Origin of the sequence: Streptomyces filipinensis, from assembly GCF_014649495.1 — a bacterium.
GTDB lineage: Bacteria > Actinomycetota > Actinomycetes > Streptomycetales > Streptomycetaceae > Streptomyces > Streptomyces filipinensis.
The window spans coordinates 346,226-367,533 of the sequence record NZ_BMTD01000008.1 but is presented as its reverse complement, the minus strand read 5'-3'; the positions used below and the strand labels follow the sequence as shown (position 1 = coordinate 367,533).

The 21,308-nt window shown below is 72.5% G+C and carries 17 protein-coding genes and 1 pseudogene; 9 read left to right on the top strand and 9 right to left on the bottom strand.

The window, feature by feature from the left end:
• The first annotated feature begins 161 nt into the window (after positions 1-161).
• The 3 genes and pseudogenes from IE244_RS20475 to IE244_RS42090 form a co-directional block, all read left to right on the top strand.
• Positions 162-662 (top strand): hypothetical protein, encoded by a 501-nt coding sequence (locus IE244_RS20475; RefSeq protein ID WP_191874993.1) that lies wholly within the window; start codon positions 162-164, stop codon positions 660-662.
• Between the two features lie 353 nt (positions 663-1,015).
• The gene (locus IE244_RS20470) at positions 1,016-1,174 is read left to right on the top strand and encodes a hypothetical protein (protein WP_191874992.1); all 159 of its coding nucleotides are present in this window, start codon (positions 1,016-1,018) and stop codon (positions 1,172-1,174) included.
• 162 nt (positions 1,175-1,336) lie between these two features.
• Positions 1,337-1,435: pseudogene (locus tag IE244_RS42090) on the top strand (hypothetical protein); the annotation flags it as partial.
• Positions 1,436-1,475: 40 nt separating this feature from the next.
• Here the strand turns inward: IE244_RS42090 and IE244_RS20460 are convergent.
• Positions 1,476-2,111 carry a DedA family protein gene (locus tag IE244_RS20460; protein ID WP_191875023.1) on the bottom strand — a complete coding sequence of 212 codons (636 nt, stop codon included), beginning with the start codon at positions 2,109-2,111 and terminating at the stop codon, positions 1,476-1,478.
• A gap of 958 nt (positions 2,112-3,069) precedes the next feature.
• Here IE244_RS20460 and IE244_RS42085 point away from each other — a divergent pair.
• The 6 genes from IE244_RS42085 to IE244_RS20430 all read left to right on the top strand — a co-directional run bounded on the left by IE244_RS42085 (position 3,070) and on the right by IE244_RS20430 (position 9,018).
• The gene (locus tag IE244_RS42085) at positions 3,070-3,210 is read left to right on the top strand and encodes a keywimysin-related RiPP (protein ID WP_229854239.1); all 141 of its coding nucleotides are present in this window, start codon (positions 3,070-3,072) and stop codon (positions 3,208-3,210) included.
• A gap of 27 nt (positions 3,211-3,237) precedes the next feature.
• The gene (locus IE244_RS20450) at positions 3,238-5,052 is read left to right on the top strand and encodes an asparagine synthase-related protein (RefSeq protein ID WP_191874990.1); all 1,815 of its coding nucleotides are present in this window, start codon (positions 3,238-3,240) and stop codon (positions 5,050-5,052) included.
• Positions 5,049-5,318: a lasso peptide biosynthesis PqqD family chaperone gene (locus tag IE244_RS20445; RefSeq protein ID WP_191874989.1), complete on the top strand. Its 270-nt coding sequence runs from the start codon at positions 5,049-5,051 to the stop codon at positions 5,316-5,318. Before IE244_RS20450 ends, IE244_RS20445 begins: the two co-directional genes overlap by 4 nt.
• Positions 5,315-5,752: a lasso peptide biosynthesis B2 protein gene (locus IE244_RS20440; RefSeq protein WP_191874988.1), complete on the top strand. Its 438-nt coding sequence runs from the start codon at positions 5,315-5,317 to the stop codon at positions 5,750-5,752. Before IE244_RS20445 ends, IE244_RS20440 begins: the two co-directional genes overlap by 4 nt.
• A 201-nt stretch (positions 5,753-5,953) precedes the next feature.
• Positions 5,954-7,375, top strand: coding sequence for a DEAD/DEAH box helicase (locus tag IE244_RS20435; protein ID WP_191874987.1), 1,422 nt, complete (start codon positions 5,954-5,956; stop codon positions 7,373-7,375).
• A 131-nt stretch (positions 7,376-7,506) separates the two neighbouring features.
• Complete coding sequence (locus IE244_RS20430) at positions 7,507-9,018, top strand: RodZ domain-containing protein (protein ID WP_191874986.1); 1,512 nt, start codon at positions 7,507-7,509, stop codon at positions 9,016-9,018.
• A gap of 26 nt (positions 9,019-9,044) precedes the next feature.
• Here IE244_RS20430 and IE244_RS20425 read toward each other — a convergent pair whose 3' ends face one another.
• The 8 genes from IE244_RS20425 to IE244_RS20390 all read right to left on the bottom strand — a co-directional run bounded on the left by IE244_RS20425 (position 9,045) and on the right by IE244_RS20390 (position 21,280).
• Positions 9,045-12,962 (bottom strand): caspase, EACC1-associated type, encoded by a 3,918-nt coding sequence (locus tag IE244_RS20425; RefSeq protein ID WP_191874985.1) that lies wholly within the window; start codon positions 12,960-12,962, stop codon positions 9,045-9,047.
• A gap of 6 nt (positions 12,963-12,968) precedes the next feature.
• Positions 12,969-13,352 carry an effector-associated constant component EACC1 gene (locus IE244_RS20420; RefSeq protein ID WP_191874984.1) on the bottom strand — a complete coding sequence of 128 codons (384 nt, stop codon included), beginning with the start codon at positions 13,350-13,352 and terminating at the stop codon, positions 12,969-12,971.
• Positions 13,353-13,500: 148 nt separating this feature from the next.
• Entirely contained in the window at positions 13,501-15,024 is a 1,524-nt protein-coding gene (gene exaC / locus IE244_RS20415; RefSeq protein ID WP_191874983.1) for an acetaldehyde dehydrogenase ExaC, read from the bottom strand.
• 56 nt (positions 15,025-15,080) lie between these two features.
• Positions 15,081-16,388 (bottom strand): GAF domain-containing protein, encoded by a 1,308-nt coding sequence (locus tag IE244_RS20410; protein WP_191874982.1) that lies wholly within the window; start codon positions 16,386-16,388, stop codon positions 15,081-15,083.
• 69 nt (positions 16,389-16,457) lie between these two features.
• Positions 16,458-17,102, bottom strand: coding sequence for an N-acetylmuramoyl-L-alanine amidase (locus IE244_RS20405; protein WP_191875022.1), 645 nt, complete (start codon positions 17,100-17,102; stop codon positions 16,458-16,460).
• Between the two features lie 109 nt (positions 17,103-17,211).
• Positions 17,212-18,225, bottom strand: coding sequence for an acetamidase/formamidase family protein (locus tag IE244_RS20400; protein WP_191874981.1), 1,014 nt, complete (start codon positions 18,223-18,225; stop codon positions 17,212-17,214).
• Between the two features lie 79 nt (positions 18,226-18,304).
• Positions 18,305-19,789 carry an APC family permease gene (locus IE244_RS20395; RefSeq protein ID WP_191874980.1) on the bottom strand — a complete coding sequence of 495 codons (1,485 nt, stop codon included), beginning with the start codon at positions 19,787-19,789 and terminating at the stop codon, positions 18,305-18,307.
• 282 nt (positions 19,790-20,071) lie between these two features.
• Positions 20,072-21,280 (bottom strand): ROK family transcriptional regulator, encoded by a 1,209-nt coding sequence (locus IE244_RS20390; protein ID WP_191874979.1) that lies wholly within the window; start codon positions 21,278-21,280, stop codon positions 20,072-20,074.
• Between the last annotated feature and the right edge of the window lie 28 nt (positions 21,281-21,308).

Below are 21,308 nucleotides of genomic sequence, written 5' to 3'. Positions count from 1 at the left end.
GCTCGCGGGACACCTTTGTGGAGGACCTCTTCAGCGTGCTGCTGGACCAGTTGGGCTTTCCCCAGGCCGCCCAGCCCTCGCCAGAGCCATAAGAAACGGCGTCTTAGGCCCGCTCCGGCTCGTCGCCGGGTGGTCCGGCGGCCGGCTGAGAGAATGGATCCGTGCGTCCCTCACCCTTCGACCCGCCCGACCCGCGCTTCGTCACGACGGGTGAACATCCGCTTTGGGACGAGGCGCTGGCCGCGGTCAACCGGGACCTGGCCGCGACCCTGCCCGAACAGCGCCCGCTGTGTCTCGTCGCGTATCCGGGCTGGGAGCGTGCCCCGGACGAGACCGAGCGGGTGCATGTGGCCCTGGCGAACGGTGACGCGCACGGCGATTGCCTGTGGCCGGAGCCGTCCGCCGCCGGGGCCCTCCGGGCCGTCGCCGAGGCCGCCCAGGACACGGTCATGGAGCTCCTGTGGCAGGCCTGGCCCGTCTGCACCCTGCACGGTCTCGGGATGCACGTCACCGAGGACGCCGGACGCCCGTCCTGGTGGTGTGCCGGGGGTTCCCGGCCGGGTGATCCGGCCCATGTCCGCGCCGCGATAGGGGAGATGGACACGGTCCACCGGCCGCGCCGCCCGAACCGCAAACGCCGCAAGGACCGCGGACCACGCTGACCCGCCCGCCGCCCGCCGCCGGCTCCGCGCGGTGTCGTGGGATCGGCGGCCCGGAGTTCCCGGCGACGGCTGCACCGGTGGCCCGCACCTCACCCGGCGGCGCGGACACGGCGCATCAGCAGCGCGTACACCGCGCAGGAAATGATCAGCCCCCGGCAGGGCCAGGTCGGCACCGCCCAGGTGGCGGTCACGGGCCCGGTGCGGACGGTGACCACGCACAGCCCGGAGGCGCGCCCACGCCCGCGCCGAGGGCCGTACACCGGCCGGATTGATCATGCCCGTGTACCAGAAGGGCCCGGTGCGGGGACTCGTCACCGGGAGCGGGGCCGTCGTGGCGGTTGCGGCGCTGCAGGATGTCCGTCGCGCGGACGGCCGTGCGCGGGCCGAGCAGGCCGGTGGCGGACGACGACGCCGTGGCCGGGCTCGTCCGGCTCCAGGTCGCCGGCGGTGCGCTGTGGCGGGTGGCGGGCGTGAAGCTCTTCATGGACGGCACCAGCGTTCCATCGCCGTGACCTGGGGGAGGCCGGGGCGCGGGTCGTCCTCGGCCCCGACCGGCCCATCGCGCCGTACCCGCCGCTGAAGGCGATGGCCGCCGCCCGGCACCGCCCCGCCGGCCCCTCCCTCCCGCCGTACGGCCCGACCAGGCCCTCACCAGGCTGCTGGCGCTCCAGGGCATGACCGTCAACCCGGCCTGGCCCGCGGGGGAGGACCGGGCGGGTCGCCCCGCCGTCGGCCACCGTGCCGACCTGACGGTGCTGGCCGACGGCCCGCTGAACGTGTCCGGCACCGACCCGGCGGAGCCGCCGGCGATGCTCAGCGGCGGGCGCGTTGTTCCCGGCGGGTGCGGCGGGCCTCGAACAGGAGCGGCAGCATCGACAGCACCACCACCACGGCCACCAGCGGAAGCAGGTAGTCGTCCAGGTGCGGGACGGAGGAGCCCAGGGTGTACCCGGCGAGGACGAGCATCTGCGACCACAGCACCCCGCCCACCGTCTGCCAGAGGGTGAAGGTCCGCACAGGCACGCCGAGCGCGCCGGCCACGGGGTGCAGCACCGTCCGCACCAGCGGCACGAACCGGCCGATGACCAGCGCCTTCCCATGGCCGTACCGGGCCAGCAGCTCCTCGGCCCGCGCGGCGGCCGCCTTCAGCCGCCGGCTTGAGGTACGGGCCAGCAGGGCCCGTCCGCCGCGCTGCCCGATCAGATACCCGACCTGCCCACCGGCCACCGCCCCGACCGCCGCGCACAGCAGCACCTGCCACAACGCCAGCCGGGGCCCCTGGTCCACGCTGCCGGCGCACAGCACGCCGGCCGGGAACAGCAGGGTGTCACCGGGCAGGAAGAAGCCGACGACCAGCAGACCGGACTCCGCGAAGATCACCACCAGGACGCCGATCGCGCCGAACGCGGCCAGCACCGAGGCACTGTTCATCGGGTTGACGGCTATCACCTGGCCGGGCCTCCTGGCCTCCTCGCAGGGCTGTTCGCTCACCAGCATCGCCCGCCCACCCCGAAAACGCCCGCTTCGGGCTACTTCCCGGCTTCGCCGGCGTCCGGCGTGGGAGCGATCATTTTGCGCCTACCGGTCCCTGTTCCGGCGGACCGCGGCCGATCCAGGGCCTCCGTGGCGCCACGTTACGTGATCAACCTCAGGTGTGTTACCGAGGTGTCACTACTTTAAGTAGCTGATTTTCACGTTCTCCGGCTTCTCTTTTGGGTGGAGTAATGGAGAAGTTCTGAGAGTGTATCCGGCCATTTGAGGCTCGCATGGTTGTGCGAGAAACTTCGAAGATGCGAGTCTCTTGGTCGAAAGGGAAACGGGTGGGTCGCGAGGGAGTTCGGAGCGCGCTACCCGACGGGGACGGGGGTAGAGGTTGTTGGATATCACGTCATGCTTGATATCACCGAACGATGACGGTGAGTTCCGCTTCGGGTCGCGTTCTTTCCCTGCGCTACCGGGGATCACGCTGCAGCGATAGCGCCTGACGGACCTGAGAGGTCCCGTTGCCGACCGACGCCCGGGACACCGTCAGACCGGCCGCACCGCGCGTGTCCCCATGACGTCGATTTCCCTTGCCTGCTCGGTGGCTGCATTCCCCATGGGTCCATGAGCGCGACCCGGAAGCGCTGTATCCGAGTCTTCCCGGTGTCTTCCCCCGGGGTCGGTGGAATCAGGCACGGCAGTGAGGCCGCCGCGCGACCGCGGCTGAATCGATGACCCTTCGGAACAGCCGGCACGCTCGTGCGGTCAATTGCCGGCATCGCATACCGGGGGCTTTCGGTGCGGTGGCACCGCGTCGACCGCGGCACCTGCCGGGATGCCGAGCGCAAGCCTCGGAAACAACCTCGCACTCCGGGCGGTCCCCGCCCGGTGGCCTCGCACGGGGCCCGTATGGAAGGAGAGAACAGTGGAGAACCAGCAGCTTGAGGAATCGTCGGTTCAGCAGAGTTACGAACCGCCCGCGCTGACGGCCGTCGGCGAGTTCTCGGAGGACACGCTCGGCTTCGGCAGCGACCACACCGATTTCCTCGCCCACCAGGGCTGGTGATCGACCGACCGAGTCGGACGGAGTGAGATGAGCACCGGGTTCGTCGTCCTGCCCGAGGGCTGTCCCACAGACCCCACGTGGCTCTACGAGTCACCGCAGGTCATCCCCCACCCGTCGGGCAAGCCCTGGCTGGTCGGCCGGTGGGGGGCGGACGAATTGGTTCAGGCTCAGGCGGGCCCGGTGCGTGTGGTGGTGATCGGACACTGTCCGGTCACCACCACACGCCTCACCCGGCTGGCCGGACAGGTGACGTCACAGTCCCATGTCGCAGCCCTCGCCCGGCAGCTTTCCGGCAGCTGTCACCTGATCGTCGTCTCCCCGGACGGCACGAGTGTCCGCGGCAGTGTCACCGGCCTGCGCCAGGTCTTCCACACCCGGGTGGATGGACATGCCGTGGCGTCCGACCGTCCCGACACCCTCGCACTGCTGACCGGCGCCGGCGTGGACGAAGGCGTACTCGCGGCCCGATTGGCGACCGGCGGCCGGCTGCCGGCTCCGCTGGGCACCGCGAGCGTCTGGTCCGGGATCTCCGCGGTCCCTGACGACCACTGCCTGATCATGACAGGAGACCGTGCACAGGAGGTCCGCTGGTGGCAGGCCCCGGAGCCCGGACTCACGCTGGCGGAGGGCGCGCCGGCGGTACACGCCGCGCTGTCGGACGCCGTGGGCAGCCGCACGTCCGGTCCACGCCCGCTGAGCGCGGACCTGTCCGGTGGCATGGATTCCACCGCGCTGTGTTTCCTCGCCGCCCGGAGCGCCCCCCAGCTGCTGACCTTCCGCTGGGGCGAGGCGGACCTGGGCAACGACGACGCGGCGTTCGCGGCACACTCGGCGGCTCTGCTCGACCAGGCTTCCCACGTGGTGGTGCCGCAGCACGAACTGCCCGCCCTGTTCGCGCACCCCGCGGACCTGGCGGACACCGAACAGCCGTACCTCTTCACCCGGACGCTGGCCCGCATGAAGCACACGGTCGGCCTCCTCGCCGACCGCGGTTCGCGCGCGCACCTGGCGGGACACGGTGCGGACGAACTGTTCGGCAGGCTCCCCGGCTATCTGCACCGGCTGCTGCGGCGGCGCCCCTGGCTCGCCCTGCGACACCTGCGCGGCTATCAGGCCCTCAACCGCTGGCCCCTGCGCGGGATGCTCGCGGAACTCGCCCGCGCGGATTCGGTACGCGACTGGTGGCGCGACGAGGCCGATTCCCTCACCGATCGTGCCCCGGCCCCCAGACACCCGCCGTTGGGCTGGGGGCTGATACCGCTGCGCGCCCCGGTCTGGGTGACGCCGGCCGCCGTCGACGCGGCCAGGTCGGAGCTGCGCAAGGCCGCCGACGGTGCCCACGTCTTCGCCGCCGATCGCGGCCAGCACCAGTTCCTGGTGGCGCTGCGGGCGACCGCACCGGCGTACCGGCAGTTCGCCCGCCTCTTCGACACGGCGGGGATCCGACTGCATCAGCCCTACCTCGACGACCGCGTCGTGGAGGCCGCTCTGGCCGTACGTGTGCACGAGCGTTGCACGCCATGGGAGTACAAGCCCCTCCTGGCCACAGCGATGCGGGACGTCCTGCCCGAACGGGTCCGCGCCCGGACCACCAAGGGCTCCTTCGACGAGGACCTGCGCACGGGGCTCAGCCGCAGCCGCGAGGCCCTCCTGGACCTGTTCGCGGACTCGGAACTGGCCAAGGCCGGCTTGATCTCGGCAGACGCGGTCCGCGCCCAGCTGCTCACCCCACAGGCCGACCTCACCAGGAACTTCGCGGTCGAGCACCTGCTCGGCTGCGAGACCTGGTTCCGTGCCGCACGCCACCTCGCCCAGAACGAAAGGCGACACGAACGAACGTGAGCGTCACCTACTTCCTCAACCCGCAGGTCTCCCTGGCCGAAACCGACGACGGAGCTGTGCTCCTGCACGAACGGACCGGCGGCTACTGGCAGCTGAACACCACAGGGCTCGCTGTCCTCCGCAGTCTGACCAGCGGCGCGACCATCGAGCAGGCCGCGCGGGCCCTCGCTTCCGAGCACGCCCTTCCCGTGGCACGCGCTCACGACGACGTGGTGGCTGTGCTGGCCTCCCTGCGCTCGGCGGACCTGCTGCGGGAGAACCGATGAGCATCCCCGTGGCGCTGTCCCGCCGTGACCGGCTGCCCCCGCACCGTCGAGTGGTTCCTCTCCTGGCCGTGGCCGTGGCCCGGATCCTCAGCAGGCTCTCTCCGTCCAGGCTGCGCACGGTACTGGAGTTCGCCCGCCGCCGAGCCGTGCCGGCCACCGCGGACCAGGCCGGGGCGGCCCGCGCGGCCGTGGTCTCGGTCAGCCTGCGATGCGCGGGGCAGGCATGCCTGCAGCGCTCGGTGGCCACCGCCCTCCTGTGCCGAGCGCGCGGGACCTGGCCCACCTGGTGCACGGGCGTCCGCACGAATCCCTTCGCGGCCCACGCCTGGGTCGAAGCCGAGGGACTCCCCGTCGGAGAACCGCATCCCGCCGGACACTTCCGGCCCCTCCTGACGGTCGGCCCTGTCTGCTCACCTCCGAAGCGGTCGCCCTAGGGCCCGGCGCCGGCAGCAACCCAGGAGCCACGGCGCTCGGCTGAGCGGCGCGATCACGGGAGGGGGCCCGGAAGGCGTGTCCCGTGCTAACGTTGCGGGTTTGCAGCGTCGCTGTGCCGGTGTCCCGTTCGGTGTCTCTGGCCGGTGGCCGCGTCCCTGCCGCGCCTTCCTCGGTACGGTCCCTTCGGAGGAAGGCTCTCTGTGAGCGAATCAGCACGTGCCGATGTCCGGCAGCAGGACGATGTGTCCGAGGCGTCGGGCGCCACTCGGGCAGTGCCCACGGCGGTGTCCTTCGCCGAGCTGGGGTTGCCGGCCGAGGTTCTGCGGGCGCTCGACGAGCGCGGTGTGACCGTGCCCTTTCCCATCCAGGCGGCGGCGCTGCCGAACGCGCTCGCGGGACGGGACGTCCTGGGCCGGGGCCGTACGGGATCCGGCAAGACGCTCGCCTTCGGCCTGGGGATGCTCGCCCGGACGGCCGGGCGGCGCGCGCAGCCGAAAGAGCCGCTCGCGCTCGTTCTGGTGCCCACCAGGGAGCTGGCGCAGCAGGTCGGTGAGGCGCTCACCCCGTACGCCGACACGCTGCGGCTGCGGCTCGCGACCGTGGTGGGCGGGGTGTCCATCGGACGGCAGGCCGCCGCGCTGCGGGACGGCGCCGAGATCGTCGTCGCCACGCCCGGCCGGCTGCACGACCTCATCGAGCGCAAGGGCTGCCGACTGGGACGGGTGCGCATCACGGTCCTGGACGAGGCCGACCAGATGTGTGACATGGGGTTCCTGCCGCAGGTCACCGAGATCCTGGACCAGGTGCGTCCCGACGGGCAGCGGATGCTGTTCTCCGCCACCCTCGACCGCGACGTCGACCAGCTGGTGCGGCGCTACCTGCGCGACCCCGCCGTCCACTCCGTGGACCCTTCGTCCAGCGCGGTCTCCGCGATCGAGCACCACGTCCTCGTCGTGCACGGCCCGGACCGGTACGCCGTGACCACGGAGATCGCCGCCCGGGACGGCCGCGTCCTGCTGTTCCTGGACACCAAGCACGGCGTCGACCAGCTCACGCGGCATCTGCGGGCCAGCGGCGTGGCCGCCGCCGCCCTGCACAGCGGGAAGTCCCAGCCGCAGCGCACCCGCACTCTGGCCCAGTTCAAGGACGGGCAGGTCACCGCACTGGTGGCGACGAACGTCGCCGCCCGCGGCCTGCACGTCGACGACCTCGACCTCGTGGTCAACGTCGACCCGGCCACCGACCCGAAGGACTATCTGCACCGCGCGGGCCGCACGGCCCGGGCCGGCCGCTCCGGCACCGTCGTGACACTGGTCCTGTCGGGACAGCGCCGCGAGACGAGCCAGGTCATGGCGGACGCCGACGTCGCCCCCAAGGTCACCAAAGTGCGGTCCGGCGAGGCGGAGCTGAGCCGGATCACCGGTGCCAAGGCCCCCTCCGGAAAGCCCCTCGACGCCGGGGCGGCCGTTCCGCGCCCCCCTCACCACAACGCCCCGTTCCGCGGCCTGGGCAGCGCCAAGGACGCGAAGGCCGGCTCCGGCAGCAGGTCGTCCCGCAAGAGCAGCGAGGCACGCAAGCTCGCGGAGGCCCGCAAGGCGGCCCGGGTGCGGCGCGGCGCCTGAGACCGGCTCCCCGGACTTCCGGGCGGTGTCTTCGTCTACGCTGCTGGACGGATACGCGGGACGGAGATCGGCCGGGGTGCACCGGACGGCGTCACGTACGGGTCACCGTGCGCAGGGGAGGCGTGCAGGCGATGGAGAACGACGCGGGCCTGCCACGGCGGATCGGTGTCTACACCGTCGAGCGAGAGCTGGGCGCGGGCGGCATGGGGACGGTCTACCTCGCCCGGTCACCGGGCGGCCGGGCCGTCGCGGTCAAGGTGGCCCGCCCCGAACTGGCGGCCGACCCGCACTTCCGTGAACGGTTCCGCGCGGAGGTCGAAGCCGCCCGCAGAGTCGGCGGTTTCCACACGGCTCCGGTCGTGGACGCCGATCCCGACGCCGAGGCTCCCTGGCTGGCCACCGCGTACATCCCCGGGCCCACGCTCGCCGAGCTGATCGAGCTTCAGGGGCCCATGGACAAGGAGCAGCTGCGGTCTCTCGGGGCAGCGCTGGCCGAAGCGCTCCAAGCCGTCCACGCCTGCGGGCTCGTGCACCGTGATCTGAAGCCGGGCAACATCATCATGGCCGATGACGGCCCACGCGTCCTCGATTTCGGCATCGCTCGGGCCGTCGAGTCCACCCGGCTGACCGCCACCGGGGCGGCCTTCGGCACTCCCGGATACCTCGCGCCCGAGCAGGCGCAAGGCGACGAAGTCGGCGGTGCCGCCGATGTGTTCGCGCTCGGGGCCGTACTCGTCGCGGCGGCCGGGGGCAGCGCGTTCGGCACCGGCACGCCCCTGGGGCTGATGTACCGGGCGGTGCACGAGCCCGCGGATCTCTCCGCGCTGCCGGGGGAGTTGCGGCCGCTGGTCGCCGCCTGCCTCTCCAAGGATCCGGCCGCCCGCCCCACGCCCGAGGCGCTCCTGGGCTCGCTCGGCCCGAGCCCCGACCTGAACCCGAGTCCGAGCCACGGCCCGAGCCCGGACCCGATCCCCGACCCAAGCCCGAGCCCCGGCCCGAGCTCCGGCCCAAGCCCGGACCCGAGCCCGGACTCGAGCGCGAAACAGGACCCGAGCCCGGATCCGAACAACACACTCGCTCTCGTCAACCGTGACCGGACGCGCGTCGCGCCGCCGGTCACGGTCGAGCCTCCCGCCGGCCCCGGCCGTGTCGACGCACCTCCCCGCCGCGCCCCTGCCGAACCCTCGCGCAGGCCCCGCGTGATCATCGTGCTGATCGTGGCCGCGGCCGTGACGAGCGCGCTCGTGGGAGGCATCCTCTCCCTCACACGGCATGGGGACGACAACAAGGGCGGCGGCCCCTCCGTCACCGCTTCGGATGCCCGGCGGGCCACGTCGCGAGCTTCCGCCCCGCCGTCCACGCCCGCATCGTCCCAGGTGAGCGCAGCCCCCAAGGACCGGGTCACGGTCGTGGTGACCGGCAAGAGCGGGCGGAGCTGGATCTCGGCGAAGGACCACAACGGCCACATCCTGTTCGACGGACTGCTGGACAACGGGGAGACCAAGAACTTCACGGACAAGGACCAGCTCACCCTGGTCCTTGGCGATGCCTCCGTCCTCCAGCTTGTCGTCAACGGCAGGGAGGTCCCGGACGACTTCCCGCCCGGCCAGGTCGAACGTCTCACCTACAGCAGGAGCGACTAGCCGGAGAGACGCCAGGCATGAGGGGCTTACCTGTCCGGGAGTCGGTCGAGCAGCGGTGCCAGCGCGGTGTCGCCCGCCAGGATCCGCCAGGCGGGTACCCGCACCGTCCGGCTCACTGGGCAGGGCTTGGCCCCCTGGCCTCCGGAGGGCAGTCCGGTGAGCAGGTCGCCTCGCGCGTGGATGAGCCGGAGGTGCCGCGCGGGGTCGTCGCCGGGACCCGGGCCGGGGTCGATCAACACCGCCGTGTTCATGCCGGCGTCGGTGAACAGCAGGTCCACCGGGTGCCCGCCCACCAGCGCCATCCGCTCCAGATCGGTGATACCTCGTCCGGTCAGGTAGCGCTGCAGGCGGTCCGCGAGGTCTTCGCGGACCGCGGTCACCGGGCCGGGCGTCTCGGCCTCGGCCATCGTGCCGTCCGCGTCGGCTCCCAGGAGAGCCGAGCGCGCGGCGAGCAGGGCCGGCAGGCCGCTCTGGTCCTGCCAGAAGGCGCGGCCGCCCACGGTGATCAGCTGCGACTTGGCCCGGGTGACCGCTACATTCCACAGGTTGACCTGGCTCGCGACCCAGTGCGTCGTCCGGGGTGGTGTGTTGTGCGCCGCCACCGGGCTGAGCACCATCACGTCGCGCTGCCCGCCCTGGAAGGTGTGGACGGTGCCGACCCGGACCCGGTCGTCGTCCCGCCACATCCGTGCCAACGTCTCCTTCTGCGCCCGGAACGGCGTGACCACTCCCACCGTCGTGTCCGGCGGAAGCCCTGCCAGCAGACCGTCGACCACGCGCCGCACGGCCTCAGCCTCCACCGCGTTCCGCCAGGACCGCCCGTCGCCGCCGCGCGCCGATTCCCCCGACGGTACGTCGACCCAGCCGAGCACCGGTGCCGGGTCGGCCGCACCCGCCGGGTCGTGCGCCGGTGCCTGCCGCCGCACGTCCGTCAGCACCCGCAGCCGGCCGCCGTAGCAGTGGCCGTTGACGACGTCCGCGATCCGCGGATGGCAGCGGTAGTGCTCGTCGAGGAGCAGCGTGCTGTCGCCGTGCTGTTCGGCCGCGTGGTACGAGGAGTGCACGTGGTAGGTGAGGCGGTGGTGCTCCAGCTGCGCGGCGCTCAGCCCGGCCCGTACCCGTGCCTGCCGCTCCTGCTGCGGTGACACGCCGGGGATGTGCCCGAGCTGCATGGGATCACCGATGATCAGTGCCCGGCGGGCCCGGAACAGCAGGGGCAGCACGGACGGTATGGAGCACTGGCTGGCCTCGTCGATGACCACGAGATCGAACAGCTTCGGGGTGAGTTCCAGCTGCCGCACCGAGTGGGTGCTGACGGCCCAGCCCTTGATGTGCGTCATCAGGTTCTTCTGGCTGCGCTGGTAGCCGGAGCGGCGGCGGAGCGCCTGGAGCCGCTGGTTCATGAGTCCGGCGGCACGGGCGAGGGTCTCGGCGGACAGCGCGCGGGACAGTTCCGCGGCCAGGCCGGACAGTGCGCCCGCCGTTGCCAGCCGGCGCCCTTGGAGGCCTTCCTCGTCCCATTCCCGGTGCCTGCGGACGAGCTCGCGCAGCTCTCGCTCCACGGAGACGATCCCGGCCAGGGACTGCAGCAGCTCGGACGTCACCGGTCGGCCCGCCGCCCACTCCGGCCACGTCGGCCCGGTCCCCTCGGAGTGCTCCGCCCCCGCCGAGACCAGCGCGGCGAGCGCGCGCCCACGCCTCCATGCGCCCAGCTGCCACCGGCGGCCCGCGGCCGTCTTCCGGGCCCTCTCCACCCACCGGCCCAGCGGTGCAACGCCCTCGGCGTCCCCCGCCCAGGCCTCTTCGAGCAGGGGCAGGGGAAGCTCCAGGGCCGCGGCCCGCTCCTCACGGTCGCGGAGCAGTTGCAGCAGCCGTTCTTCCTCACCGACGCGGTGTGCCGCCTCCGCCCCCAGCCGGTCGGCCAGCCCCCGGGTGTTGCGCAGCTCCCCGCCCACGGTGGCCGATCCGCGACGCGGTGCCTCGACCGGTGCGGCGAGAAGCCGTTCCAGTTTGGCCGCCTCCCGCTCCAACGCCTGCGCGTTGCCCGTCCGCATCAGCAGGCCGGGCGCGATGTCGTCGCAGCGCTGGGCGACGACGTCCACGGCCTCGTTGTTCGTGGAGGCGACCAGCACCGACTGCCCCGCGGCGACGCAGGTGGTGACGACCGCGGTGACGACCTCGCTCTTGCCCGTGCCGGGCGGCCCGGTCGCCACCGTCAGCGGCTGTGTCATCGCCGAGGAGATCACCCGTTCCTGGCTCTCGTTGCACGGCCCCGGAACGATGGGCGTCACCGGGTCCGCCGCGGTGGCGGTCGCGGCCGGCGCCTGCCGGGTCTCACCGCTCAGCAGCGCGTCCAGGGCGGTGCCCGCGATCTGCGCGGTCCGCGTGGAGATCTGGAGCAGGTTGTCCACCAGCGCCTGGGTGGCCATGGCCTCCGCGCCGGACGGCACCAGCAGCACGGCCGCGTTGTGCGCGCCGGGCCGCAGCGCCTGCATGACCGTGCGCTCGCTGAGCGCGGACGGGTCCAGCGGTTCCAGTTCCGGCAGCCCCAACTCGTCCAGCAGATCCCTTATGGCGCGCAGCATCTGGGCGTCGTTGCCCTCCTGCCAGGCCGGCTGCCAGCGGGCGACCAGGTCGGCGGCGTCGCCCGCGTCCAGGAGCTCTGAGACGACACCGCTGTGCAGGGACGGTACGCCGCTGGGCCGCAGCACGTCCCGGCCGTCCTCGTCCGGAGCCAGCTCCATCTGCTGGATGAGCAGCGGCGCCAGCTCCACCGTCGCGCGCCGCCCCCGGCCGCCGTCCCGCGCGGGCAGCGTGATCGCCGGATAGCCGTACCAGTACTCCTGTCGCGTCCCCGCCGCGGTGTCCGAGGCGGACCGCCCGTCCCGTGGGCGGGGCAGCGATCCGGGCGCGACGATGTGCGGTCCGCGGCCCGACTGGATCGTCTCCTCGCCCTGGGCCAGCAGGAAGTACTTCGTGTCACGTCCGCCGTCCCGCTCGGGCCGCATTCCGGCCGCCGCCTGTGCGGTGAGGCAGTCCGCGTAGTACCGCAGCAGCCGCTGCCGGTCGACGCCGTCCCGTTCGTCCGCCTCGGCCAGCTCCCGGGCCTTCAACAGCGCGGGGGAGCGCCGGGCGGCCCCGGTGGCGTCGTGGGGCAGCGCGGGAAGGCGCACCGGTCGTGCCACCGACCGGGCGAAGGGAAGGCTCCGGGTGGCCCTGATCGTGGACTTGGTGGGCCGCTGTTCCTCCGGTACGCCGTCGCGGGTCATCTGGGCCGTCAGATAGTCGAAGAGGTCGTCCGGGGTGATCCAACCGCCCTCCTTGATCCGGCCGTTGCGCAGCCCCTCGACGATCTCCCCGGTGAACCGGGAGGTACCGAGGCCCGACCCGGGCGGCGCCATCGCGGAGGCTGCCTGGAGGGCGTCGGACGCGGTGATGAAGTACACGCCGGTCGGCCGGAGCAGGGTGCTCGGCGTGGGCCGGACCGGTTCTTCCGCCGGCCCCTTGGCGGTCCAGCCCTGGACGACGGAACCGCTGGAGCAGCAGTCCAGCAGGACCAGTTTGGAGGCGGCCCGGCAGGACTGGAGCATCCGCTCCAGGAACTCCGCCGGTACGGCCGTGCCCGGCAGGTCGGCGGGGTTGGTGTCCCGGGTCAGGAAGTACAGCTGGCCGTCCTGCTCGCAGTACTCACCGTGCCCGCTGAAGTAGAGCAGCGCGGTTTCACTGGGCTGCCGGGCCTCCAGGAACGTCTCGACGGCGTGCAGCATCTCCGCGCGCGTCGGCTCGGCGGCCAGCGCGCACTCGTTGTACATGCCGATCTCGGTGCTCTCCAGCACCGCCCGCATGTAGTGCAGGTCGGCACGCACGGCCGGGAGGTCGGCGTACGTCTCGCTGTCGTACGTGGAGACGCCGACGAGTAAGGCGTGGCGGTCGTTGTCGGTCATCGCCGCTCAGCCCGCCGCCGCGCCGTCGTCGCCGTCCTCCGCGAGGAACCGCTCGATCAGCGTGTCGTCCTCGCGGGCCTCCTTGCCGGTGATGTGCAGGGTCGTCCCGTCGGGCCGTTTGACGACGATGGTCCGCTGAGGGATCCGCGCCAGCCACACCTGCACCAGGGCGGCGACGAACGAGCCGGCGCTCAGCAGCAGTCCGACGGTCTCGGCCGACGGGCCGCCCTTGTCGCCGGCCCCTGCCGGCCCACCGGGCTCGGGAAGGTCCAGCCTGGCCGTGGAGTCCGCCGCGGCGACCGCGGCGAGCAGTTCGCGTGCTTCCTTGCGGGCGCGCAGCGGGTCCTCGTCGACGACGGAGATGCGGTATCCGGTGTGGTTGTCGTGCATGGCGCTGGTCGTGCTCCCCCTTGGCTCACCGGCTCCTTGCCGGGCGAACGACACTAGCGCCCGGCACTGACACCGAAGGCCCCGTTCGGCCTTGTTCTCCAGGCCGTTGGCCTGAAAGTGCTTGCCGATGGCCGGGCCCTGGGGGCCTCTAGAAGAAGCCCAGCCTCTTCGGCGAGTACGACACCAGGAGGTTCTTCGTCTGCTGGTAGTGCTCCAGCATCATCTTGTGCGTCTCGCGGCCGATCCCGGACTGCTTGTAGCCGCCGAACGCCGCGTGCGCCGGGTAGGCGTGGTAGCAGTTGGTCCACACGCGGCCCGCCTGGATCGCGCGGCCCGCGCGGTAGGCGGTGGTGGCGTCCCGGGTCCACACGCCCGCGCCGAGGCCGTACAGCGTGTCGTTGGCGATCTTGATGGCGTCGTCGAAGCCGTCGAAGGACGTCACCGAGACGACCGGGCCGAAGATCTCCTCCTGGAAGACCCGCATCCGGTTGTCGCCCTCGAAGATCGTCGGCTGGACGTAGTAGCCGCCCTTCAGCTCGCCGTCGTACTCGATGCGCTCGCCACCGGTGAGGACCTTCGCGCCCTCCTGCCGCCCGATGTCGAGATAGGAGAGGATCTTCTCCAACTGGTCGTTGGAGGCCTGGGCGCCGATCATCGTTTCGGTGTCGAGGGGGTGCCCCGGCTTGATCTGCTTCGTCCGCTCCACCGCCGCCTGGAGGAACTCCGCGTAGTGACCGCGCTGGATCAGGGCACGGGACGGGCAGGTGCAGACCTCGCCCTGGTTGAGCGCGAACATGGTGAAGCCCTCAAGCGCCTTGTCGCGGAAGTCGTCGTCATGCGCCCACACGTCGTCGAAGAAGATGTTGGGCGACTTGCCGCCGAGCTCCAGCGTGACGGGCTTGATGTTCTCGGAGGCGTACTGCATGATCAGCCGCCCGGTCGTGGTCTCGCCGGTGAACGCCACCTTCGCCACGCGCGGGCTGGACGCCAGCGGCTTGCCCGCCTCCGCGCCGAAGCCGTTGACGATGTTCAGCACACCGGGCGGCAGCAGGTCCGCGATCAGGCTGACCCAGTAGTGGATGGAGGCCGGGGTCTGTTCGGCCGGCTTGAGCACGACCGCGTTGCCGGCCGCGAGGGCCGGCGCGAGCTTCCACGTGGCCATCAGGATCGGGAAGTTCCACGGGATGATCTGCGCGACGACCCCGAGCGGCTCGTGGAAGTGGTACGCCACCGTGTCGTCGTCTATCTCCCCGAGCGACCCCTCCTGCGCCCGGATCGCGCCCGCGAAGTAGCGGAAGTGGTCGATCGCCAGCGGGATGTCGGCCGCCAGGGTCTCGCGGACCGGCTTGCCGTTCTCCCAGCTCTCGGCCACCGCCAGCGGCTCCAGGTGGGCCGCCATGCGGTCGGCGATCTTCAGCAGGATGTCGCTGCGCTCTGTCACCGACGTACGGCCCCACGCCGGCGCGGCCTCGTGCGCCGCGTCCAGCGCCCGCTCGACATCCTCCGCGGTACCGCGCGCGATCTCGGTGAACGGCTGCCCGTTGACCGGCGACGGATTCTCGAAGTACTGCCCGCGCACCGGCGGCACGTACTCCCCGCCGATGAAGTGGTCGTAACGCGCCTGGTAGGAGACGATCGCGCCCTCGGTGCCCGGCGCCGCGTAACGAGTCATGCTGGTCTGCCTCCCGGTGCAGTGCTGCCCGCCGTTGGGCAGCTCTCGGCGCGAGGCTAGGCGGGCGGACGTTGCAAGTAGGTTGCGCCACGGGTCCGTCCCGGTGCCCGGCCGGCCGGTGCCGTCAGCTCGGCCTCCAGCGCGGCGAGCCGCGACCGTACCGGGGCCGTGGGCCGCACCGCGGCGAGCGCCCGCCACACCTGGAGGTCGTCCTCACCCCAGGGCGCGTGCGCCCAGTCCGCCAGCAGGTCCGGGTCGCGGTGTGCGATCAGTGCCGTCCGCAGCCCGTCGGCGAGACGGTCCCGCAGCCGTACGATCGCCGGGGCCTGCGAACCGGGCAGCAGCGGACCGGCGTACGCCTCGGCCGCCGCCCTGACCGCCCCCGACTCCAGCCGCCGCTCCACCGCGGTGACGTCCGACTCGACCGCGGCCGTGAGCCGGTACGGCCGCGAGGCGAGCAGGCCGGGCCCCAACAGCCGGCGCAGCCGGGCGAGTTCGGCACGCAGGGTCACCGGGGTCACCGACTCCTGCGCGTACAGCGCGCACAGCAGCTCGTCACCGGACAGCCCCTCGGGGTGCCGGGCGAGCAGGACGAGGATCTCGCTGTGCCGGCGGCTGAGCCGCGTCCGCCGGCCGTCCAGGACGAGCTCGGCCTCGTCCCGGCCCAGCGCGCCGAGCAGCGGCCCGTCCGCGGCGCTGGGCGGCGGTGCGAGCAGGGCGAGCTGCGCCTCCGCGGCCCGGGCCACCGCCTGCACGAAACCCAGGCTGTGCGGATGGGCCAGCCCGTCCCCGCCGGTGATGTCCACGGCGCCCAGGACCCGGCCCGTGCGCGGATCGTGCACCGGAGCCGCCGCACAGGTCCACGGCTGGACCCGCCGTATGAAGTGCTCCGCGGCGAACACCTGCACCGGCCGGTCCACGGCGACCGCCGTCCCCGGTGCGTTGGTGCCGACGGCGCTCTCCGACCAGCGCGCCCCGGGTACGAAGTTCATCCCGTCCGCCCGGCGCCGGGTCGCCCGGTGCCCCTCCACCCACAGCAGCCTGCTCTGCGCGTCGCACACCGCGAGCAGATGCTCCCCGTCGGCGGCGAACGTGCCCATCAGCTCCCGGAACAGCGGCATCACCCGGGCCAGCGGGTGCTCCGCCCGATACGCGCCGAGGTCGGCGTCGGTCAGCTCCACGCCGGCGGCGCCGTCCGGCGCGACACCGGCCCGTGCGCTGCGCCGCCACGACTCCGCCACGACCGAGCGCACCGGGCGTGGCACCGTGCCCACCGTCGTGAACGTCTCGTGCGCCCGGCGCAGGACACGGACCCGCTCGGCGGGGTCGGCCCCCGGCTCCAGGGCCACCCACGGCTCGGTCAACTCGGCCTCCCCGGACGGTGAAACGGTGATGTCGGTCCCGTTGTCGGTGCTGCGCCCATCGTCTTCCGCCTAGGCGAAGTTGACCAGTCTCACGTAGCGGACCCAGTCCCAGTAGAGGCCAGGGTCGGTGTGGTCGGTGCCCGGCACCTGGTAGTGGCCGATGATGTGCTCCCTGTCCTTCGGGATGCCGTACTTGGTGCAGATCGCCGCCGTGAGCTTCGCCGACTGCTCGTAGAGGGCGTTGGTGAAGTAGGCCGGCTGGTCCACCCACCCTTCGTGTTCGATGCCGATGCTGCGGGTGTTGTAGTCCCAGTCGCCCGCGTGCCAGGCGATGTCCCTCTCGTGCACGCACTGCGCGACGTGCCCGTCCGCCGAGCGGACCAGATAGTGCGCGGACACCTTCTTCTGCGGGTTGCCGAAGATCGTCAGCGTGTTGGCGTACGTCTCCTGCGTGACATGGATGATCACGCGGTCGATGGCATAGTCGCCGGGGCGGTCGGACGCGGTGTAGTTGGAGGTGCTCGCCGGGCGCCATTCGGCGGGCGGGTAGTCGACGTCCGCGGACTGCGCACCGGCGCGTGGGTCGGGCAGCAGTGCGTAGGGGACGGCGGCGAGCGCGGCGCCCTTCAGCAGCCGCCGTCTGCTCAGGCGCGGCTGTGCCTGTCTCGCTGCTGGTGCCTGGTCTTCTGACCGGGTGGGGCCGGCCGGATCCATGTCCATCGGCGGTGCCTTTCAGGGGGTGTGGGGGGACGTCAGGAGTCGTAAGGGCGTCGGGGTGCCCAGGGGTGGGGGAGAGGAGCGGCCTACGGGGGCGTCGTCGGCGTCAGCTGCGCAGTGCCCGTGCGGTCTCCCGCAGCCGCGCGTGCATGCCGCGGTACGTCTCGCGGGCCGGCAGCCACTCCTTGCGGATCTTGGCCACGCACGTGTAGTTCGTGTCGCACACGTTGGCCAACGGTGATTCGACCGCCTGGGTTGCGAACTGGTACGCGTCCGGCTCACTGAACCCGTAGTCGCGCACCAGCCACCGGACCAGGTCCAGCTGCGATATCCGGAACGCGTCCTCCAGCGGGCGTGCCGAGCCGGTCGAGATGATGTGGGTGTCCGACTCCAGCCGGGGCCACGGGGTGGCGACGTCCTTGAGGAGGTCCACGACGACCACGCTGTTCATCGCGCACTCCACGGCCACGCCGCAGGTCTCGCCCTCGCCTTGGCGGGCGTGCCCGTCGCCCAGGCTGAGCAGGGCACCCTCGACGTTGACGCCCAGGTAGCAGGTGACGCCGGCCCGCATCTCGGGGGTGTCCATGTTCCCGCCGTGGGCGTCCGGGACGAGGGCGGAGCGCACCTCCAGACCGGCCGGCGCCACGCCCACCGTGCCGTGCATGGGGTCCAGGGGCAGCTCGACCTCGATGTCGCTGTCCCGCGCCTGGAACAGGGCGGTGCGCCGTGTGCGGTCCAGCTGCCAGATCCAGACGCGCTCCGGCAGCGGGGGCTGCAGCGTGGCCGTGGTGTGGGTCGAGGTGAGCGCGCCGAAGAGCGGGACCGTCGTCGACGCCGCCCAGTCCCGGGCCGGTTCGATCGACACGAAGTGCACGGCCACGGTGTCACCGGGCTCGGCGCCCTCGATGTGGAAGGGGCCGGTCTGCGGATTGAGGAACGGGAACTCGCAGACCTCGGAGACGAGGTCCTTCTCGGAGCGCACCCGCCCGGCGAAGCAGTCCTCCGTGTACAGGTCGAGAACCGTGCCGGGCGCGATCCGCGCCACGGGCGGCGCGCCGCCGAACGTCCAGGCGTACTCGCCCGGTCGCGGGCGCACGGTGAGGATCCTGGGCTCGGTCATGGTGGAGTGGTCCCTTCTGACGGGGCGGTCGTGGGACGGGGTCTGCACGGGTGCGGCGGTGCGGCGCGTGACGGGCCGGTCAGCCGGGTACGGTGCCGTCCTGGCGGTGGCCGACCGGGTCGGACGCGTCGAGGTGCACCCGTGCTGTCTCCGCTACGCGCTCGGGGTGACGCCGTATCAGCAGGAGCAGCACCACCACGCCGGCTGTCATCCAGACCCCGACGACCGGGCCCGCGTAGGACACCGGGGCGGTCAGCCGGGTCACGAAGTCGAAGACCGGGAGGCCGGCGGCCGTCAGCAGGGCTGGTATGAAGGCGGCGCTGCCGAGCACCGGGAACAGCAGGTGCCGTACCGGCTTCAGGGCTGTCCGGCCGGCGCGCAGGAAGTAACCGGCGCAGGCGAGGTTCACGACGATGTAGACACCGACGACGACCGTGACGATCACCGTTGCCAGCAGCAGGAACGCGGTCACGGGGTCGTATCCGAGACCGAGCCCCAGCACCACCCCGACCGCCACGACGGTCTGCAGTGCGATACCGGCCACGGGTGAGCGGTGCCGGGGGTGCAGTGTGGCGAGCATGCGGGGCAGGACCCGGATCCTGGCCAGGGCGAAGGCCGTACGGGTCGAGACGTTGGCACACGCGTTGGCATTGGCGATCGTGGAGTTGATCACCGCCAGGAACACCAGCACCCAGAAGAGGCCGAAGGAGGCCCGGGCGACGCCGTCCCACGACGACTCGCCCGAGGCACCGAACCTCGCGAAGCCGTCCGGGCCGAAGTAGACGGTCATCGCATAGGTCGTGATCACGTAGAACAGGCCGATGCCCAGGGCCGCTCCGAGGACCGCGCGGCGCATCGTCCGCCGCGGGTCGACGGTCTCCTCGGCGAGCGGCGCCGCCGCCTCGAACCCGGCGAACGCCAGCACCGTGTACACGGACCCGGCGAAAACGCCGCTTATCCCGGAGTAACCCTCGGCGGTGTGCGCGGTGCCGAACACCGACAGGGTGTTGCCGCTGCCAGCCTCGCCGATGAGCAGGACAGCGAACACCAGGAAGACGAGGATCTCGAAGACGCCGAGGACGGTGCCGAAGCGGGCCGAGGCGCGGACGCCCAGGTAGCCGGCGGCGGCGATCACACCGGCCCCCGCCAGGGACCACGGCCACCACAGGTCCGCCGGATACCAGGACCACTCCTCGTGCAGTGTGCCCGCCGCCGTGAAGCCCAGCTGCAGGAGGAGCAGCGGGGGGACCAGCATCTCCACGAAGACGTAACCCCAGCCGACGAGAAAGCCGGCGGACGGGTGCAGCCCCCGCGCCGTATACGTGGCCACCGAGCCCGCCGCGGGCAGCTCCCGGGCCAGCTCGGCCACACAGGACGCGGTGAACAGACAGGCCACCAGGGCGACCAGCACCGCCAGCGGCAGGCTGCCGCCCGCGAAGGCGGCGCCGGCCGGAATCGACGCGGCCACCGCTGCGGCAGGCGCCATCGCCGTCACGCTCTGGAACAGCACCTCGCGCAGTCCGACGGCGTCGCGCCGCAGCGCCCCGGTCGTCTCCTCGTGCATGTGTGTCCCCCGATGCCTGTCAGCCCACTGCCACCCGACGTGTGTGAAAGTCCGTCAACCGTGCGCGCCATGCGGGCCTTGACGGTCCGTCGGCCCGCGCCTCACGTGAATCACGGTACGGCGCAGGTCGGTTGGGCAGAAGAGTGCGCGCCGGTTCCGTGGAGAAGCCCCCACTTGTGGAAAACGCGGCCACCCGATCGGGTGATCGGCCGGCCGTCGCCGGGTCGTTTGTCCCCAGCCCGTTCCCCAGCCGCGGGGTCACGCGGGACGCGGCGAGGGGGCTCAGGACCGCTCCGCGACCACCGCCGGATCGTCCAGCACGCCCCGGACGACCGAGTGTGCCGCGCCCAGCAGCGGGCCTTCCGGCCCCAGTCGGGACACCGTCACCGGGCAGGGCGGGCCCGCCGTGCGGCTCGTCAGCTCCGTCTCCAGGGACGGCAGCAGCCAGGGGGACAGGCCGGCGAGGGCGCCACCGAGGACCACCGTCTCGGGGTCGAGGAGGTTCACCGCACCGGTCAGGGCGATACCGAGGGCCGTACCGGCGTCCCGCAGGGCGGCGCGCACGCTCGTGTCGCCCCGCTCGGCGCGCTCGGCGAGCAGGCCCACCAGGTCCCCGCCCGGCTCCAGCCCCGCCGCACGCAGCACGGCCTCCTCGCCCGCGTACTGCTCCAGGCAGCCGCGGCCGCCGCATGGACAGGGCGGCCCGTCCGGCCGTACGGGTACGTGACCCAGCTCGCCCGCGAAGCCGCGGGTGCCGCGCAGCAGTGCGCCGTCCACGACGACCGCGGCGCCGATGCCGATCTCGGCCGACACATGCAGGAAGTCACGCGGTGTGCCGTCACCGAGCCAGAGCTCCGCGAGCGCGCCGAAGTTGGCCTCGTTGTCCACGGTCAGCGGCCACTCGCCGGACAGCAGGGTGCCGAGGTCCGCGTCGTGCCAGTCGAGGTTCGGGGCGTGCACGACCGTGCGGCCGTCCCGTGCCACCAGCCCGGGCACGGCGACCGCGAGCCCGGCGGGCCACAGCGCCTCCCGCTCCGCTTCGGCCACGACCCCGCGCACCAGCTCGGACAGCTCCTCGATCACCGGTGCGGGTGTGCGGCCCCGGTTCGCCGCGTGCCGCACGGCGCGCGCGCGGACCGTGCCACGCAGGTCGACCGCGCACACCGCGAGGTGGTCGACGCCGATCTCGGCCCCGATCCCGGCTGGACCGCGACCGCTCACCGCCAGTGCCGATCCGGGCCGGCCCACCCGGCCAGGCCGTTCCGGACCCAGCTCCTCCACCAGCCCCCAGCGGATCAGCTCGTCCACGAGCGTCGACACGGCCGCCCGCGTCAGTCCGATGCGCGAGGCGACCGCGGCCCGTGACAGTGAGCCCTCCGCGCTGACGGCGTGCATCACACGGGCCAGATTGCGCCGGCGCATGCCCTGCTGGGTGTCCGGCAGGGGGCGGCCGGCGCCCGGCGGGCGTGCCTCGTGCAGCGGTGCGCTCATGCCTGACGTCGATCCCCGGTCTCTGCCG

Bases quoted from the DNA above. Each gene is read 5' to 3' on its own strand.
- IE244_RS20470 (WP_191874992.1), top strand. From the start codon at position 1,016: ATGTCCGTCGCGCGGACGGCCGTGCGCGGGCCGAGCAGGCCGGTGGCG.
- IE244_RS20450 (WP_191874990.1), top strand. From the start codon at position 3,238: ATGAGCACCGGGTTCGTCGTCCTGCCCGAGGGCTGTCCCACAGACCCC.
- IE244_RS20440 (WP_191874988.1), top strand. From the start codon at position 5,315: ATGAGCATCCCCGTGGCGCTGTCCCGCCGTGACCGGCTGCCCCCGCAC.
- IE244_RS20430 (WP_191874986.1), top strand. From the start codon at position 7,507: ATGGAGAACGACGCGGGCCTGCCACGGCGGATCGGTGTCTACACCGTC.
- IE244_RS20425 (WP_191874985.1), bottom strand. From the start codon at position 12,962: ATGACCGACAACGACCGCCACGCCTTACTCGTCGGCGTCTCCACGTAC.
- IE244_RS20420 (WP_191874984.1), bottom strand. From the start codon at position 13,352: ATGCACGACAACCACACCGGATACCGCATCTCCGTCGTCGACGAGGAC.
- exaC (WP_191874983.1), bottom strand. From the start codon at position 15,024: ATGACTCGTTACGCGGCGCCGGGCACCGAGGGCGCGATCGTCTCCTAC.
- IE244_RS20405 (WP_191875022.1), bottom strand. From the start codon at position 17,102: ATGGATCCGGCCGGCCCCACCCGGTCAGAAGACCAGGCACCAGCAGCG.
- IE244_RS20400 (WP_191874981.1), bottom strand. From the start codon at position 18,225: ATGACCGAGCCCAGGATCCTCACCGTGCGCCCGCGACCGGGCGAGTAC.
- IE244_RS20395 (WP_191874980.1), bottom strand. From the start codon at position 19,789: ATGCACGAGGAGACGACCGGGGCGCTGCGGCGCGACGCCGTCGGACTG.
- IE244_RS20390 (WP_191874979.1), bottom strand. From the start codon at position 21,280: ATGAGCGCACCGCTGCACGAGGCACGCCCGCCGGGCGCCGGCCGCCCC.